The sequence below is a fragment of the Granulosicoccus antarcticus IMCC3135 genome (assembly GCF_002215215.1).
Classification (GTDB): Bacteria; Pseudomonadota; Gammaproteobacteria; order Granulosicoccales; family Granulosicoccaceae; genus Granulosicoccus; species Granulosicoccus antarcticus.
The window spans coordinates 2398178-2415782 of sequence record NZ_CP018632.1; the positions used below are offsets into that span (position 1 = coordinate 2398178).

A 17605-nucleotide genomic window follows, 5' to 3' on the forward strand; every position below is an offset into this window, starting at 1 on the left:
GCGTAATTCAATGAACATCAGGCATAAATTTGCCTGTGCCTCGAGTCTTTGGCACAAGGTAGGTACCAAACGGACAACAGCTTGTATTGTTGTATTAGCAGCTTTTGGCAGCAACGCAGCTTTGGCTGCACCCACTGTCGCCGGCAATACGATTTCCTGGCCCGACGACGGCTGGTATCAGGTTCAAAATGCAGCCACCTACGAATCCGTCTGTCAGGGTGGACAGTCCTGCGAAGTACCGGTTGGTAAATACATTGTCATCAACCATTCGACTGGTCAGCGTTTTGAAAATATATCGGTCGTAGCGAGCAGCAACAGTGCGACAGACGTGACGGTCGAAGGTATGACGATCAGCTGGCCAGACGATGGCTGGTATCAGGTCCAGAATGCCGCCACCTATCAATCCGTCTGTCAGGGTGGGCGCTCTTGCAGCGTGCCGGCTGGAAAATACATTGTCATCAACCACTCGCTCGGTAAACGCTTCGAGAACATTATCGTGGCAGATGAAGCTCCTGATTTGCCGCAGGATGATGATCCTGATGTTGGTTTGCCTGATGATCTGCCTGAGCCGCAGGTACCGGTGCTGGCAGATCCCTTCGCATTGCCATTGCCACTGCCCAATCCGAAAGACCCCTTTGGTTCTTTTCTGGAGGCAGACAACGAGCCGGCAGTTGTCGGTGGACCGCCGTCACAACCCAAGAACCTGCGATTGGATCTGGTGTCGAACAACTGGGCCGAGATCAACTGGGCACCCGCCAATGATGACGGTGAAGTGGTTCAATACACCTTGTATCGCAGCGATGGCGTGACCTATGAGATTCGTGGTGATCAAACTGATCCGTCCAGCAGCGTACAGAATGAACTCAGCAAATACTGGCTGACGACCTCGTTCATCGATTGCAACTACACACGCTTTGATCAGCTTTTTCATCGATGTGGTTCCAATACACCGACCGCTGGTGAAACCTATACCTATGAGGTCACCGCGACTGATGATAGTGGGCAGGAATCGGCGGCCTCGGAGCCTTTGACGATCACTTACCTGGAAAACTCCAACGCGCCTGTGCCGTTGTACGATGACCTGTACAAAGGGGCTAACGATCGCTTCGTACAAAATCATGATCTGTCGGCTGTGCCTTACTGGCTTGACGAGTTCGACCTGGTGTTCTCTGATGAATTCGACGGAGACTCACTCGACCCTGACAAATGGCAGACTAGCCTGACGTGGGGCGATAGTCGCATCGTCAATAGAGAGCAGCAATACCTGGTCAATGCGCAAAGGGATCCGGATTTCGGTTACGACCCTTTCAGCTTTACGGGTGAGTCGCTGGTTATCAGTGCTGTGCCGACACCTGAAGAATTGCGTGAGAAACTGCCCAGTGTCTGTGACGAAGGCGATGCCACAGGCCCTGAGCGCTGTGCCTTTTTGTCGGGAGCCTTGTCATCACACGACAAATTCCAGTTTATTTACGGTTATACCGAAGGGCGTTTCAAGCTCAGTGGTACTTCAGGAGCGTTGTCCAGCTTCTACCTGTATCACCGCTACGCCGGTAGTGGTGTCAATTATCATGCACCTGAGATTGATATCGTTGAATACCTGGGCGAGAACCCCTATGGCGATCCGGATGCTTTCCAGACCCACCATTTTGGTGACGTGAATACGGGTATTACTCGTTCTGCGCCCACCATGTCGTACAAGAAACCCGATGGTGGAAACTACGCAGATAACGACGAGTGGCATACATTCGGAGTGCTTTGGGAGCCGCAACTGGTGGTCTGGTACATCGATGGTCGTGAAGTGAAGCGTTTGTTCGGACCACAGGTTTCTCGCCAGCCGATGAATCTGGTCAGCTACCTGGTGGCGGGCAGTGGTTGGGCGCCGACTCCGGATCTGACGGACCCCAGTCAGTTTCCAATCACGATGGAACTGGACTATGTTCGGGTTTATCAGCGCGACGCATTCAAGCAGACAGCTACCTTCGGGCGCTAGAAGCCTACAAGCGGTAGTCTAGTCAGAATCACCGGAGTGTCCGCAGACAGGACACTTCGGGTTCTTGCGTAGTCTGATCTCGTTCCATTCCATGGACAAGCCATCCAGAAGCACCAGTCGGCCGGATAGACTGGTGCCGATCTCGCAGATCAGCTTCAGGGCTTCAATGGCCTGGACGCAGCCCACCATGCCTACGACGGGCCCCAAAATGCCAGCCTGGGCACAACTGTCTGCCTGTCCATCGGTGTCGCTGTACAAGCACCGGTAGCACGGAGCGTCGTTCTGACGTGAGTCATAGACGCTGATTTGTCCGTCAAAGCGAATGGCGGCACCGCTGACCAGAGGCACGCATCGCTTGACGCAAGCAGCATTGACTGCAAATCGGGTAGGGAAGTTGTCGCTGCAATCCAGAACCACGGTGCAGTCTGACAAGAGGCTCTCCAGATCCTCGTCATCCAGAGCGTAGTTCAGAGTGTCAATCTGACATTCCGGATTGATATCCAGGCAGGCCTGTCTGGCAGAGTCGGTCTTGAGCTGCCCAACGCGTTCGGTTGTATGGGCAATCTGCCTTTGCAGGTTGGAGACTTCGACTGTGTCGAAGTCTGCCAGTGTCAGTCGTCCTACACCCGCTGCAGCAAGATACATAGCCGCCGGTGAGCCCAGGCCGCCCAGACCGACGATGAGCACGTGGCTTGCACGTATTCTTGCCTGTCCTGATTCCCCGATCTGCTCAAGACTGGAGTGCCGGCTATATCGATTGTTCGGTGTCAGATCCATGAACGCAAGAATACAGTACATTCAACACCATGAACTTTTTAGCCCATACCCTGCTCGGGTTCGAGAATGCTGATTTGATCGCCGGCCAAGTGTGTGGCGACTTCGTCCGTGGCAGTCAGCTTCAGCACTTTCCTGCCGGAGTGGAAGCGGGTATCCGCTTGCATCGACATCTGGACGTATTCACAGACTCGCATCCGGCGCTACAAGCGGCACGAGGGCAGATGAATGATGTGCCCTATCGTTTTTCGGGCATTGTCATCGATGTGCTGTTCGACCATTTTCTGGCTCGGCAGTGGTCGCGTTTCAGTCAGTTGAGCCTGTCGGGGCACGCCAGTTCCGTGCACGCGGCGCTGGCGCTACACGAACCCCTCTTACCTCCGAGATTATTGCGATTCATGACGGTGCTGGAAAGTGAGCGTATCCTTGAACGTAATGTGGACCTGTCTGCCATCAAGCAGACATTGGCCAGATTGTCGCGGCGCTCAGAGCGGTTTGCTCCTCTTGCTATCGACGTTGAGCATTTGAGCCGATTGGTGGATCACTTGCAGGGCCCGTTCGAGTCGTTTCATCCGGACCTGCAAGTTGCCGCCAGACGGTATCTTGAAGTGTCTTTCGACTCACATATTTTAGTTAACGCCAACCTGCAGGAGTAAATGCATTGAGTAACAGTCGTGCCGGAAAGTCGGCTGTGTTACCAGAGCAGTGGTCAAGAAGTCAATATACGGCCTTGCCGCTGGCAAATCGTGAGGTCAGCTTCCTGGCTTTTGATAATCGTGTGCTGGAGCTTGCCAGTGACCCGAAGGTACCCTTGCTCGAACGCTTGCGGTTCCTGTGCATTTCCAGCAGCAATCTGGATGAATTCTTCGAAATCCGGGTAGCTGGACTGAAGCAGAAGATACTGGGCGGCATCGAGGGGGCTGGTATTGATGGGCTGTCACCGTTGCAGGAAATGGCCATTATCAATACAGAAGCTCAGGCTCTGGTGGAAAAACAGTATCAGCTTCTGAACGATGTTCTGATTCCCGAACTGGCGCAAGAGGATATTCGTTTCTTCAATCGTCAAAGCTGGACTCCCGAAATCAGTTCGTGGGTGAAGGATTTTTTCAGCAATGAAATTGGACCCGTACTCAGCCCTCTGGGGCTCGATCCGGCTCATCCGTTTCCGCGCCTGACCAACAAGAGTCTGAATTTCATCATCGATTTGCGTGGCGTCGATGCATTCGGTAGAGAATCCGGTTTTGCCCTGGTTCGGGCGCCGCGCTCGTTGCCGCGGGTTGTGCGTGTGCCCGCCGAGATCTGTGGTGTCCGCGATGGTTTCGTCTTTCTCTCATCCATCGTGCATTCGCAAATCGGTTCGCTGTTCAATGGCATGGACCCGGTCGGTGTCTACCAGTTCAAGGCCACTCGCAACAGTGATCTTTACGTGCAGGAAGAGGAGGTTGCCAATCTGCGGCGCGCATTGGAAAGTGAGCTGGTGCAGCGCAACTTTGGTCAGGCAGTGCGTCTGGAGGTGGCTTCCAACTGTCCCAATCGCATCGTGCGATACCTGCAGCGCCAGTTCCAGCTGGAGCACGAAGATGTTTATCGAGTTGATGGACCGGTTAACCTGAACCGCTTGCTGGCCATCCCGGATCAGATTGATCGACCGGACCTGAAATATCCCTCATTCTCGCCGCATGTGTCACCGGCTTATGATTCAGGGGCCAGTATTTTCGACAATATCGCGCAACGCTCGCCGGTCATCTTTCATCACCCCTACGAATCCTATGTACCGGTGATCGACCTGGTTCGTCAGGCTGCACTGGATCCTGAAGTGCTGGCCATCAAGCAGACTCTCTACCGCACCGGTCACGAATCCGCTTTTGTCAGCGCCTTGATGGAAGCGTCGCGTCGTGGCAAGGATGTGACGGTGGTTATTGAATTGCGTGCACGCTTTGATGAGGCGGCAAACATCGAGCTGGCCACGCAACTGCAGGAGGCGGGCATTCAGGTTGTCTATGGCGTGGTCGGGTTCAAGACGCATGCAAAGATGGTGTTGGTAGTGCGGCGTGAGAAAAAGAAACTGGTGAAGTATGCCCATGTAGGCACGGGTAACTATCATGCAACGACAGCACGTGCCTATACCGATATCAGCCTGCTGACCAATGACAACGCCATTACCGAGGATGTGCACAGGGTTTTTACTCAGCTTACCGGGCTGGGGCAGACACTCAACTTGCGCAAACTACTGCAGGCACCTTTCAATCTGCATTCGTCCGTCATTGTGCGAATACGCCATGAGACAGATATCGCCACCCAGGGCGGCAGCGGACATGTCATTGCGCGCATGAACTCACTGGTTGATCCCGGCGTCATCTCCGCCTTGTATGACGCCTCACAGGCTGGTGTCAAAGTGGAGCTGGTGGTTCGCGGTATCTGCATGCTCAAGGCTGGTGTGAGCGGTCTGTCGGAGAACATCAGGGTCGTGTCGGTGCTAGGCCGGTTTCTGGAGCATTCGCGCATATTCTGGTTCCAGAACAAAGGCAAAGGACTGCTTTATCTCAGCAGTGCCGACTGGATGCCGCGTAATTTCTTCAACCGGGTGGAAATTGCCGTGCCTCTGGAAGGCGCGTCGATGAAGCGTGTCAAAGAGGAATGCCTGGATATCTACCTGAAGGACAATACCTTTGCCTGGCAGCTAGACCCTGATGGTACCTATCGACGCCTGGTTCCCGAGCTGCTGGAGGCATCTGAGAATAGCGACGGGGCTGACAATGCATTCTCAGCTCAGCAATTTCTCATGGATCGTTTCGACGGCACGCATCTGGATCACTAGCATCGAACAAGGCAAGGCCGGGAGCCTGTGCGGGGCAAGCAAGCTCTCGGACAGGTTCCGGTTCCTAGGCTGATTTTTCAGCCTTGAGCCTGATATTGACATGCGTCAGACGTTCAGCTTCTGCGAGTAATTCTGCCCAGGTCAGTGGGTGTTCGTCGAGCCAGCGCTGTGGGGCAATCACGGTGATCTGTCCGTCCTTGATCCTCAGGTTGATATCATCCAGTGGTTCATCATGACGGCCGCGGTGCAGCAGTGCGGCCAGGCGCAGCAGGCCCAATAGTCGCAGCAGGCGCTGACGTTCCTCGTCTGGCAGGGTGCTGAAGGCTTCCTTGTCTATCTTGCGCCGGTGATAACGAACCAGTAAGGACAGAGCCTTTTGCTCGGCGAGTGAGAATCCCAATAAATCGGAATTTTCCAGAATGTAGGCACCATGCTTGTGGTATTGCGTATGGGCAATCACCATCCCCAGCTCATGCAAACGGGCAGCCCAGATCAGCAGTTCACGATCTGTTTCCCGGTCAAGCTTCCACGGTTCGGCTGCCAGTTCGAACAGTTGTGTCGCCGTCTTCTCGACCCGGCTTGATTGTCGTATGTCGATCGAATACCGGTTGCTCAGGTTGGCCAGGGTCTGGCTTTGAATATCAGCATGCTCAGCCTTGCCCAGCATGTCGAATACCAACCCTTCGCGCAATGCGACCTGGCTGGCTTTGATTGAACTGATATCGAGTGTGCGCATGGTGGCGAGAAGTATCGCCAGACCACCTGCAATCACCTGAGCACGGTTGGTACTGATGCTGCGCAGGTTCAAGGCCTGCACGCTGCCAGCCTTGATAGCCCGTCTGGTCAGCTTGTCCAGGCTTTCCTGGGTGATGGTACCGTCGCTAAGTCTGAGCTCGGCGAGCATGTTGGCAGCCGCCTTGATGGTGCCCGAACAACCAATTACCTCATCCCAGCCAGCATGTTGATAGGCCACGATCAGTGGTTGTAACTCAAGTTCTGCCTCCATCATGGCTCTCTTGAAGTTGGCGGATGTCAGCTTGTCGTCGTTATTCAGGTAGAGCGTGCTGTAGCTGACGCAGCCCATATTCACGCTCTCCATCAAGGAGGGGGCGATGCCGCGACCAATAATCAGTTCGGTGCTGCCACCGCCAATGTCGATGACCAGTCGCTGATTGTTGTTGCCGGGAAAAGTGTGAGAGACAGCGAAGTAGATCAGCCGTGCCTCTTCGCGTCCGGATATGATTTCAATCGGCTTGCCCAGAAGCCGGTTGGCTTCGCGCATGAAATTATCTGTGTTTCTGGCTCGTCGCAGGGTGTTGGTACCCACCATGCGGATGTGTTTTCTGGGTACATTGCGAAGACGTTCGGCAAATTGGGCCAGTGCGTCCAGAGCCGCGGCTTCCGTTTCAGGGGTAAGCCGCTTGTTCTTGTCCAGACCGGCACCCAGTCGGGTAGGCATGCGCAAGCTGTCGATTTGCCGTATCGAGTTACCTTCAGCCTCTGCAATCATCATGTGAAAGCTGTTGGATCCCAGGTCGATGGCAGCGTAGATCTGGTCTGATACGGGGTCTTCTGTGTTCACGTTTCTATTCCTGCCTTGTGTCGCCTGCAAGCTCAGTCGTCAGAAACCCGAAGCTCACCCGTTCGTGTCCAGCCAGATCCCGTTCTGTCTGAATGTGTTTGAAATTGTACTGACCCAGCAAGGATCTCACTGCATCGCCTTGTTCATTGCCGTGCTCCAGCAGTAGCAGGCAGCCTGGGCGACCCACACGGCAGGTGGCACTGATGATTGTTTCCAGGTCTTCCAGTCCGCTCTGACCGCTAACCAGAGCGCTGAGAGGTTCGTAGTGCAGGGCAGGCAGGTGCGGATCATTATTGGCAAGATAAGGCGGGTTGCTGATGATCATGGCTGCGCAGTCATCGGCCAGAGCGTCAAGCCAGCTACCTTGTACCAACTGAACACGTCCATTGCCAAAGCGACCGATATTACCTTGAGCTACTTTGATTGCAGCGGTATGACATTCCACCGCAATAATGGCGCGATCGGAAATCTCCTGTGCCAGAGCCACAGCGATGGCACCCGAGCCGGTCCCCAATTCGATAATGCCGCCCGCGGGCAGGGTCGATAAACGGGCCAGGGCCTGTTCCACCAGAATCTCGGTGTCGGGTCTGGGTATCAGCACACCTTCACCCAGTTGCAAGGGCAAGGACCAGAACTCCCGTTGACCGGTTATATAGGCCAGTGGCTCTCCCAGACAGCGTCGCTGCAGCAGCGCATCCAGTGCATCCAGCTGTTCCGGGGTCAGTGTGGCCTCCGGAAATGCAAACAGGGAAGCACGAGATTTACCGGTGACATGCTGGACCAGCAGATCGCTATCCAGTCTGGCGGATTCCGGATCAGCCCCCTGTTTGTCTGAGGCGGCGAGCAGCAGGCGAGCCTGCTCCAGCCAGTGTCCTATGGTGTTCAGTCTCCAAACTCTGCCAGCAAGTCGGCCTGATGCTCGGCAATCAGGGGATCAATGACCTCTCCCAGTCCACCGGCCATGACTTCATCGAGTTTGTAGAGGGTCAGGTTGATGCGATGATCGGTTAGCCGTCCTTGCGGGAAGTTGTACGTTCGAATCCGTTCAGAACGATCGCCTGAACCTACTTGCAGGCGGCGTGACTCGGACTCGGCATCCTGCTGTTTGGACACCTCGGCATTGAGTAGTCGTGCCTGCAACAGCGACATGGCCTTGGCCCGGTTTTTGTGCTGCGAGCGTTCATCCTGGCATTCAACCACGACACCGGTTGGCAGGTGCGTCAGGCGTATGGCTGAATCGGTTTTGTTGATGTGCTGACCACCGGCACCTGAAGCGCGGAAGGTATCGACGCGCAGATCGGAGGCGTTGATGGTGATTTCTTCAATCTGATTGGCTTCGGGCAGAATGGCGACGGTTGCTGCCGAGGTGTGGACGCGGCCTTGAGATTCGGTTTCTGGAACGCGCTGAACACGGTGAGCGCCGGATTCGAACTTCAATCTGGAGAACACACGATCACCGACCAAACGGCACACAACTTCCTTGTAGCCACCGTGATCGCCTGCGCGTTCGGTGATGATTTCACTACGCCATTTGTTCAGTTCGGCATAACGCAGATACATACGTAGTAGATCACCGGCAAAAATGGCCGCTTCATCACCACCGGTACCCGCTCGGATTTCCAGAAAGGCGTTGTTCTCGTCTCGTGGGTCACGCGGCAGCAGTAAGGTCTGTAGCTCGCGCTCCTGGCTGTCGAGTCGGCCCTGTAGTCCGGGTATCTCGTCTTGTGCCATGGCGCGCATGTCCAGGTCACTGTCTTTGGCCATCTCTTTGGCGCTGGCCAGCTCCCTTTCAATGTCCTGAAAGCCTGCAAAGGCTGTGACGATGGGTTCCAGCTGCGCATACTCTTTCGAGAGGTCGCGGAATTTATCCTGATTGTTGATGATATCCGCGTCACCCAGCATTGCTGCTATTTCTTCGTGGCGTTCGCTGATGCTCTCAAGCTTGGACTGAATGGAAGCTTTCATGGTTTGGTGGTTGGCAGGTCCAGTAGCGTACGAGCTGCTTCGAGCAGTGTATGGTTGCCGTTCTCGGCGGCTTGACGCAGACGTGCCGTCGGTTGATGCATGACCTTGTTGCTCAGTGAGTGAGCCAGCTGCTTGAGTACAGCTTCCGGGTCTTGACCAGCTTGCAATTGTTTCAGTGATTTTTCCAGCGAACTGGCCCGAATGGCCTCGATCTTTTCGCGATAGGAAAGAATCATATCCTTGGCGCCCAGCGACTGCATCTTGCGCATGAACAGATCCACCTGAGTGGTGACAATCTGTTCGGCTTCAAAGGCAGCTTCCTGGCGCGATTGCCGGTTCTCTTCAATGACGGCTTGCAGATCATCCACTGTGTAGAGAAAAACGCCGTCTATATCGTTGACTTCCGCTTCCACGTCCCGTGGGACTGCGATATCGACTATCAGTTGCGAGCGAAATTTGCGCTGTTTCAGGGCTCTTTGCACAGCCCCCTTGCCCAGAATGGGCAGTTGGGAGCCGGTGGAGCTGATAATGATGTCAGCATGCGGCAGTGCGTCGGGAATATCCTTCAGCTCGATCGCGGTGCCTCCTACTTCCTGCGCCAGTACTGTGGCACGTTCCAGGGTGCGGTTGGCAATACGGATATTGCCGATGCCAGCGGTTTTCAGATGGCGGGCAGCCAGCTGGATGGTGTCGCCGGCTCCGATCAGCAGTGCAGACTGTTTGCTCAGATCGGCGAAGATCTGTCGCGCCAGGCTGACTGCGGCGAAAGCGACGGACACGGGGCTGTTGCCGATGGCTGTGTCGGTACGTACCTGTTTGGCGACAGAGAAGGCTGTCTGGAACAGGACGGAGAGCTCCTGGCCGAGCATGCCGTGCTGGTCGGCATCCCGGTAGGCACTTTTGATTTGCCCCAGAATCTGAGGTTCGCCCAAGATCATGGAGTCCAGGCCGCTACATACACGCATCAGGTGGTGGACAGCGTCGCGATCCTCATGATGGAAAAGGTACGGTTGAAAGCCCTGATCACGCAGTTCAAAATAATGGTGCATCCATTCCACGACAGCTCCGGTATCCTGATGATCCATACCGCAGTAGATCTCGGTACGGTTGCAGGTAGATACGATAGCGGCCTCATTGACACCGCCGACACGTCGTAAAGTGGCTAGCGCTTCGCCTACTTGCCCTTCGGCAATGACGGCGCGTTCTCGGATGTCGAGGGGGGCGGTGTGATGGTTGAGTCCGAGGGCGAGGATGGGCATTGCCTGATTCTAGCAAAAACAGTAGCAAATCCGACTGTATTGGCATCTGATTCGTATGCAAGTGTCGTTACACTCACTAATTGACGACAGTATTGCGTGAACAAACGCACGGGATTGAGAATGAGCAACAATCTGAACGGCAGGGACAGACTCTTGCAAAGGCTGGTATCCGGCGCTTTACCCTTTTTGATGTTGGGGTGCAGCACGGTGCCCATGGGCCCCGGTACGGCGCTGGCGGCGCAGTCCGATGGCGCCGAATCACTGGCGCAGGCACAACCCGAGCCAGAAGCGGTGTCAACGGCCCCGGTAAGCCAGTCGACCATGGACGGGCAATTGATGTTCGAGCTGATGATCGCCGAACTGGCAGGACGGCGTGGGCAGCTGGATGTGGCCATGGCCGGATACCTGCGCGCCTCCAAGCACACAGACGATCCACGGGTCTCAGAAAGGGCCACACGCCTGGCTATGTATGGGCAGCAATGGGCCGAAGCACAGACTGCAGCTCAAAGGTGGCTTGAGCTGGACCCTGATGCCGCAGAGGTCAGGGAGATGCTAGGCCAGACTTTTCTGCAACAGAACAAGACAGCTGATGCGATTGAGATCTACCAGCAACTGATCACTGAGACAGACAATCCTGAGCAAACGATTTATCAGGTTCAGTCTGAATTGCAGGCGGCGAACAACCCGGTGCAGGCTATCGAGGTCATGCAGGCACTGATCAGCGCTGTACCGGATAACTCTCAGGCCCATCTGGCACTGGCAAACCTGCTGATGGCGACCAACGATGAAAAAGGTGCTCTTGCCTCCCTGGAACAGGCATTAAGCCTGGATGCAGGTAACAGCAATGCCTTGCTGCTCAAAGCACGATTACTGATGGCATCAGGTCAGTCGGAAGAGGCGTTCGCAAGCCTTGAAACCGTATTGGAAAAAAATCCTGACAAGTTACTGTTGCGATTGGGCTATGCACAGTTGCTGCTTGATGCCGGGCGAGCGGACGAGACTGGCGAACAGCTGGACGTGGTTTTCCAGGGGGCTGATAACAACCCTGATACGTTGCTGACCATCAGCCTGCTGGCGCTGGACGCCCGCCAGGTGGATCGGGCTGAAACCTATCTGAAGCGTTTGCGCGAGACGGGTCGCTATACCGAGCAGGCAAACTTCTATGAGGCCCGCATCAATGATCAGCGTAAGGATTACGATGCCGCTATTCAGCTTTATGACGCAGTAGGTGAAGGTGAGCTTCAGCTGCCTGCGCAAATTCGTGTCGCTGAGCTTATGGGGATCTCTGGTGATCTGGACGGTGGTCGTGATCGACTGCATCAGTTGATGGTTGCCGTCAGCGACCCCCAGATTCAGACCCAGCTGTTGACCGCTGAAAGCCGGATGTTGCAGGAAGCAGGGCAAGGCGAGCAGGCGGTAAGCGTACTGACTGAGGCTCTGTTGCGCTTCCCTGGCAATGGCGATCTGCTGTACGCACGTGCGCTGGCCGCCGATTCTGCTGGTGATACCGATCGACTGGTTGATGATCTGAATGAGCTGATCAAATCCGAGCCTGACAATGCCCATGCATTGAATGCGCTTGGGTATCACCTGGCTGATAACAACGTGGAGTTGGGCCGGGCAGAGGAGCTGTTGGTCAAGGCCAACAAATTGTTGCCTAATGATCCTGCCATCCTCGATAGCCTCGGGTGGTTGCGTTATCGCCAGGGCAATTACACAGAAGCTGTCTCCATGCTCAAATCAGCCTACAGCCTCTATCAGGACCCTGAAATTGCAGCTCATCTGGGCGAAGCTCTATGGCACGATGGCAGTGAAGAGGAGGCGAGGACTGTGATCGATGATGCATTGATCGAGAGCCCGAAAGATGATCGCCTGCTCAAGATCAAGCAGAAATATACCGAGTAATGAGCACTTCTTTGCGTCAGCTCCTGCTACCGGCTCTTGTTTGCCTGTCGTCAGTCTTGCTCAGTGCCTGCCAAAGCATGGGAATGACTGCACCCGAAGGCACAGATAGCAAAGTCGATGAGGTGGGGCTGGCGGCAAGTATAAAATTGCGGGAGTCTGTTCTGGGTGTGCGTAACGACTTTCGCGTGGAAGGTGGTCTGGGTATCTGGACTGACACGGAAACGATTTCTGCACGGCTCGACTGGCAGCAGAAATCAGATGAGTTGGATCTGACTTTGTCTGGTCCACTGGGCATTGGAACGATGCAATTGACTGATGATGGATCTTTGGTAACGTTGAGTCGTGGTGGTGCCCGCGTTGGACAAGGACCCGTTGCCGATGATGTTTTGCAAAAAGGACTTGGATTGAGCGCACCGGTGCCACTCGATGAGCTTGGCTTCTGGGTCAAGGGCTTGCCCGGTAACGCCACGGCAGTCAGCCGTGATGCGCAAGGTCGCTTGGTCTCATTGCGTTACACCGACGTTCAGGGGACACGCTGGCAGGCACGTTTTCTCCGCTATGTTACTTGGGACAAAATTGAGGTGCCGGAGCTGATTACCGCCTCTGGAGGCCCTTATTCGGTGCGTTTGCGCTTGAAAAACTGGCGATACAATACTACAACTGTTGTGCCGGACAGGCCCGAATTGAACAATAGGCTTCCGATCCCGGGCCGGTAGCGGTACACTGCATTCCGTTTTCATTTAACAGCGAATCAAAGGACTACGTTGACTACAAGATGGCTGGCCCCTGCCAAGATAAACCTCTTCCTGCATGTGACTGGACGACGCAGTGACGGATACCACACGCTTCAAACCGTGTATCAATTCGTCAACCTGTGTGATGTCCTGCAGTTTGCAGTTCGAGAAGATAGTGAAGTCCACCTGAAGTCGGACTTCAAGGAAGTACCGCCCGAGAGCAACCTTGTGGTGCGCGCTGCAAGGGCGTTGCAGGCACATTCAGGTACTCGGGCAGGTACTGACATTACCCTTGAAAAGGTCATCCCTACGGGTGGCGGATTGGGTGGTGGAAGCTCTGATGCGGCGACTACTCTGGTAGCGCTCAATGAATTCTGGCGCCTGGGTCTTAGTATCAAGGAGCTGGCAGAGATCGGTGTAACCGTCAGTGCTGACGTGCCGGTATTTGTCTATGGACAAGCAAGTTGGGCTGAAGGTATCGGCGACAAGCTGACGCCCGTTGCTCCTCTTGAGCCTTGGTACCTGATCGTGAATCCGATGGTGCAGGTCTCAACGGCTGCATTATTTGCTGCCCCTGAATTGACAAGGAACACAAGTCCAGTCACAATACGCGACTTCATGGACGGGAGAAGTACTAATGTCTTTGAAAAGGTAGTGGTGGCACGACATCCAGAGGTTGGTGTGGCACTTGATTGGTTACGTAACAATTACCGCGGTTTTCGCGCTAAAATGAGTGGCACGGGCAGTTGTGTGTTTACAGCCTTTGATTCTCAAGAAGAAGCGCAAAAGTTATGTGACCTTCTGCCGAAAGGTATGAAAGGTTTTGTAGTAAAAGGCAGAAATGCTTCTCCACTTTATGACTTTTCTGGTTAGTTATAGCGTATAGTGTGCGCTTCTGTGATTGGGCCGTCGCCAAGCGGTTAAGGCACTGGGTTTTGATCCCAGCATTCGGAGGTTCGATCCCTCCCGGCCCAGCCATTTTTTATTTGCACCAGATCAGCTCTCTTTATTGAACGCAACGAGTTACTGATCTTATGCATGAGCGCAAACTGATGATTTTTGGCGGAAACGCCAATCCTCGTTTGACTCAAAATATCGCCTCCTATCTGCAACAGCCTATTGGCAAGTTGCAATTGACGCGATTTAGTGACGGCGAGACTGCTGTCGAAATTCTCGAAAACGTGCGAGGCGGTGATATCTTCATCGTCCAGCCCGTTTGCGCTCCCACCAACGACAATCTGATGGATCTGCTGGTCATGGTCGATGCCATGCGTCGCTCGTCTGCAGAACGCATTACAGCCGTTGTGCCTTATTACGGCTACGCCCGCCAGGATCGACGCGTTCGATCGGCTCGCGTACCCATTACGGCCAAGCTGGTTGCCAACATGCTGAGTGTTGCCGGTGTGGACCGCGTACTTACCGTCGATGTTCACGCAGAACAGATTCAGGGTTTCTTCGATATCCCGGTCGACAATGTTTACGCCTCACCGTTGTTGTTGCTGGATATCTGGCGCAGCAAATACGAAAACCTGGTAGTAGTATCACCCGATGTCGGGGGTGTTGTTCGTGCCAGGGCCGTTGCCAAGCAATTGGATGATGCCGATCTGGCCATTATCGACAAGCGTCGGCCTCAGGCCAATCAGGCGCAGGTCATGCACATCATCGGAGAAGTCGCTGATCGTACCTGCGTAATCATTGACGATATGGTTGATACCGCAGGGACCTTGTGTAAGGCCGCTGAGGCACTGAAAAAGCACGGCGCAACTAAAGTTGTGGCTTTGGCCACACATCCGGTGCTTTCCGGTAAAGCCATCGCCAATATTACCGATTCGGAACTGGATGAGCTGGTAGTGACTGACACGATACCCCTGTCGGAAGCAGCTCGTGCATGCGATCGTATCCGGCAATTGTCAGTTGCGGACCTCCTGGGTGAGACTATCCGCAGAATACATGAGGACGAATCAGTCAGCTCCGTCTATATGGACTAGCTATCTGATATACTCCGCCGGCTCTGCCTGGTCGCGGGCAGTGAAACGATGCACCAATTCCGGTGACATCGCCTTACGGAGATTCCGACATGTCTGACGAAAACATCAGCGTCAATGCCACGTCGCGCAGCGTATTTGGGAAAGGTGCGAGCCGCCGCCTGCGTCGTGACAATATGGTACCAGCCATTCTTTATGGTGCCGATAAAGAACCACAAGCTATCCAGCTGAAAGCTAACGAGGTCTTCAAGCACCTTGAGTCTGAAGCTTTCTATTCACAACTGCTGTCTGTCAGCGTTGATGGTGGCGAGCCAGTTCGTTCATTGCTCAAGGACGTTCAGCGTCATCCATACAAGCAGCAAATTCTGCATATGGATTTCGTACGCGTTGTTGCCGGTGCCGAACTTCAGGTTAGTGTATCTCTGCACTTCACAAACGAAGACGCCAGCGTCGGTGTGAAGAGTGGCGGTATCATCAGCCATACAGACAACGAAGTACTGATTGCCTGTCTGCCACGCCATATTCCTGAATATATCGAAGTTGATATGTCCAACATGAACATTGGTGATTCAGTTCATCTGTCCAGTCTGGTTCTGCCTGAAGGTGTACGACTGGTTGACCTTCATGAAGCAGGCGACGATTCAGATCGTCAGGTTGCTGCTGTTAACGCTCCACGCGTTGAAGCTGAGCCTTCTGAAGATGATGATGCAGCACCTGCTGCCAGTGCCGAAGACGGCGCTGCCGAGTAATCAGTTTTCTGATTACTGCAAGAACGCCTCTCTGGGAGCCATGCTCCTGGGGAGGCGCCTGATGATGAGCCTGTAGCTTCCCATGCCTGGTCAACGAGTCCAATTCGAACTGATAGCGGGTTTCGGCAATCCGGGATCAGAGTATGCTGCCACTCGCCACAATGCCGGTTTCTGGTATGTGGATGAACTGGCCCGCCAACTGGGCGCCAGCTTCAACACCGACAAACGATTTTTTGCCGCCGTTGCCACCGCGCAATTCGAAGGCCGCAAGATCATTCTTGTCAAACCCATGAATTTCATGAATAACAGTGGGCAGGGGCTCGGCGCCGTTGCACGCTTCTACAAGATCGAACCGGGCAAGATACTGGTTGCTCATGATGAACTGGATCTGTCCCCGGGTCATATCCGCTTGAAGAACGGCGGGGGTCACGGTGGGCATAACGGTTTACGTGATTCTCTGGCAAAGCTGGGCAGTAGCGATTTCTGGCGCATGCGCATCGGTATCGGCCACCCCGGACACAAGAGTGCCGTGTCCGGCTATGTACTCAAACGGGCTCCGGCAGACCAGCAACGCCTGATGGATGAAGCCATCGAGCTTGCCCTGCGTGAATCGCCCACCATTATCGACGGTGACATCAATGTTGCCACCAAGGCTTTGCATAGCCACAAGCCTCCAACCACCTAACAGGTACGTACTGACATGGGTTTCAAATGCGCGATCGTAGGCTTGCCTAACGTTGGCAAATCAACGTTGTTCAATGCCCTGACCAAGGCCGAAATAGCTGCCGAAAATTATCCGTTCTGCACCATCGAGCCCAATGTCGGAATCGTTCCAGTGCCAGATCTACGCCTGGACGCACTCGCACTAATCGTCAATCCGCAGCGCACATTGCCGACTGCCATGGAATTTGTGGATATTGCGGGTCTGGTTGCCGGCGCCTCGAAAGGGGAAGGGCTGGGCAACAAGTTTCTGGCCAATATCCGTGAGACGGATGCTATCGCCCATGTGGTCCGATGCTTCCAGGATGACGATGTTATCCATGTCGCCGGCAAGGTTGACCCGCTGGACGATGTTGAGATCATCAACACTGAGCTGTTGCTTGCCGATATGGAAACGATCGACAAGGCGTTGCTCAGAATTCGAAAAACGGCAAAATCTGCCAACAAGGATGCCATGGCTGAGCAGGCATTGCTGCAGAGGCTGGCGGACGCTCTGGCGGAAGGGGTGGCTGTGCGAACTCTGGACATGAATGATTCAGAGCGTAAATTGCTGCGCAACTTTCACTTGCTGACAGTGAAGCCCACCATGTATATCGCCAACGTTGATGAGGGTGGTTTCGAGAACAACCCCATGCTGGATGCTTTGCGCGAATATGCTGCTGGTGAAGGTGCTGAAGTGGTGCCGGTCTGTGCGGCGATTGAAGCTGAAATCGTGCAGTTGGATGATGCTGACAAGAAAGATTTTCTTGATGAAATGAATCTGGATGAGCCTGGCCTGAACCGCGTTATCCGCGCAGGCTACGATCTGCTTGGTCTGCAAACCTTTTTCACTGCAGGTGAGAAAGAAGTGCGTGCCTGGACGGTACATGCAGGCGCCACAGCTCCACAGGGAGCAGGGCGTATTCATACCGATTTCGAAAAAGGATTTATTCGTGCAGAAGTTGTCGGCTATGACGATTTCGTTGAATTCAAAGGTGAAAGCGGTGCCAAGGACGCAGGTAAATGGCGTCTGGAAGGCAAGGAATACATCATGCGCGAAGGTGATGTCGTGCATTTTCGATTCAACGTCTAATCTACTGAATCAGATAAATGTCTGAATCTCACTGCGGCATAGACTGCAGTGA

The 17605-nt window shown here is 54.3% G+C and carries 15 protein-coding genes and 1 tRNA gene; 11 read left to right on the plus strand and 5 right to left on the minus strand.

The window, feature by feature from the left end:
• The first annotated feature begins 10 nt into the window (after window positions 1-10).
• On the plus strand, window positions 11-1990 hold the full coding sequence (locus IMCC3135_RS10470; protein WP_088917559.1) for a glycoside hydrolase family 16 protein: 1980 nt from the start codon (window positions 11-13) through the stop codon (window positions 1988-1990).
• A gap of 18 nt (window positions 1991-2008) precedes the next feature.
• Here the strand turns inward: IMCC3135_RS10470 and IMCC3135_RS10475 are convergent, their stop codons facing one another.
• A complete protein-coding gene (locus IMCC3135_RS10475) occupies window positions 2009-2767 on the minus strand; it encodes a HesA/MoeB/ThiF family protein (RefSeq protein WP_088917560.1) in 759 nt (252 codons plus the stop codon).
• A 29-nt stretch (window positions 2768-2796) separates the two neighbouring features.
• Here IMCC3135_RS10475 and IMCC3135_RS10480 point away from each other — a divergent pair, with 29 nt between their 5' ends.
• Window positions 2797-3420, plus strand: coding sequence for an acyl carrier protein phosphodiesterase (locus IMCC3135_RS10480; RefSeq protein WP_088917561.1), 624 nt, complete (start codon window positions 2797-2799; stop codon window positions 3418-3420).
• A 35-nt stretch (window positions 3421-3455) separates the two neighbouring features.
• Window positions 3456-5582 carry a polyphosphate kinase 1 gene (gene ppk1 / locus IMCC3135_RS10485; RefSeq protein ID WP_257790422.1) on the plus strand — a complete coding sequence of 709 codons (2127 nt, stop codon included), beginning with the start codon at window positions 3456-3458 and terminating at the stop codon, window positions 5580-5582.
• Window positions 5583-5646: 64 nt separating this feature from the next.
• On the opposite strand, the gene IMCC3135_RS10490 is transcribed toward ppk1, so the two are convergent.
• From IMCC3135_RS10490 to hemA, 4 genes are read right to left on the minus strand one after another with little or no spacing between them, the layout of a single operon-like run.
• Window positions 5647-7164: a Ppx/GppA phosphatase family protein gene (locus IMCC3135_RS10490; protein ID WP_088917562.1), complete on the minus strand. Its 1518-nt coding sequence runs from the start codon at window positions 7162-7164 to the stop codon at window positions 5647-5649.
• Window positions 7165-7168: 4 nt separating this feature from the next.
• Window positions 7169-8050, minus strand: a complete 882-nt coding sequence (gene prmC / locus IMCC3135_RS10495; RefSeq protein ID WP_205738114.1) for a peptide chain release factor N(5)-glutamine methyltransferase — start codon at window positions 8048-8050, stop codon at window positions 7169-7171.
• The gene (gene prfA, locus IMCC3135_RS10500; RefSeq protein WP_088917564.1) at window positions 8047-9129 is read right to left on the minus strand and encodes a peptide chain release factor 1; all 1083 of its coding nucleotides are present in this window, start codon (window positions 9127-9129) and stop codon (window positions 8047-8049) included. The genes prmC and prfA overlap by 4 nt, the downstream gene beginning before the upstream one ends.
• A complete protein-coding gene (hemA, locus tag IMCC3135_RS10505) occupies window positions 9126-10388 on the minus strand; it encodes a glutamyl-tRNA reductase (protein WP_088917565.1) in 1263 nt (420 codons plus the stop codon). Before hemA ends, prfA begins: the two co-directional genes overlap by 4 nt.
• A 120-nt stretch (window positions 10389-10508) precedes the next feature.
• Here hemA and IMCC3135_RS10510 point away from each other — a divergent pair, with 120 nt between their 5' ends.
• From IMCC3135_RS10510 to ychF, 8 genes are all read left to right on the plus strand, one after another.
• Window positions 10509-12293, plus strand: a complete 1785-nt coding sequence (locus tag IMCC3135_RS10510; protein WP_088917566.1) for a tetratricopeptide repeat protein — start codon at window positions 10509-10511, stop codon at window positions 12291-12293.
• Window positions 12293-13009, plus strand: coding sequence for a lipoprotein insertase outer membrane protein LolB (gene lolB, locus IMCC3135_RS10515; RefSeq protein ID WP_088917567.1), 717 nt, complete (start codon window positions 12293-12295; stop codon window positions 13007-13009). The genes IMCC3135_RS10510 and lolB overlap by 1 nt, the downstream gene beginning before the upstream one ends.
• 48 nt (window positions 13010-13057) lie before the next feature.
• Window positions 13058-13900 carry a 4-(cytidine 5'-diphospho)-2-C-methyl-D-erythritol kinase gene (ispE, locus tag IMCC3135_RS10520; protein ID WP_088917568.1) on the plus strand — a complete coding sequence of 281 codons (843 nt, stop codon included), beginning with the start codon at window positions 13058-13060 and terminating at the stop codon, window positions 13898-13900.
• Between the two features lie 29 nt (window positions 13901-13929).
• Window positions 13930-14005 (plus strand) — tRNA-Gln (locus IMCC3135_RS10525).
• A gap of 56 nt (window positions 14006-14061) precedes the next feature.
• The gene (locus IMCC3135_RS10530) at window positions 14062-15015 is read left to right on the plus strand and encodes a ribose-phosphate diphosphokinase (RefSeq protein ID WP_169727439.1); all 954 of its coding nucleotides are present in this window, start codon (window positions 14062-14064) and stop codon (window positions 15013-15015) included.
• A gap of 89 nt (window positions 15016-15104) precedes the next feature.
• The gene (locus tag IMCC3135_RS10535; RefSeq protein WP_088917569.1) at window positions 15105-15761 is read left to right on the plus strand and encodes a 50S ribosomal protein L25/general stress protein Ctc; all 657 of its coding nucleotides are present in this window, start codon (window positions 15105-15107) and stop codon (window positions 15759-15761) included.
• Window positions 15762-15843: 82 nt separating this feature from the next.
• A complete protein-coding gene (gene pth / locus IMCC3135_RS10540; RefSeq protein WP_088917570.1) occupies window positions 15844-16446 on the plus strand; it encodes an aminoacyl-tRNA hydrolase in 603 nt (200 codons plus the stop codon).
• A gap of 15 nt (window positions 16447-16461) precedes the next feature.
• Window positions 16462-17553, plus strand: coding sequence for a redox-regulated ATPase YchF (gene ychF, locus IMCC3135_RS10545; RefSeq protein ID WP_088917571.1), 1092 nt, complete (start codon window positions 16462-16464; stop codon window positions 17551-17553).
• Window positions 17554-17605 lie beyond the last annotated feature (52 nt).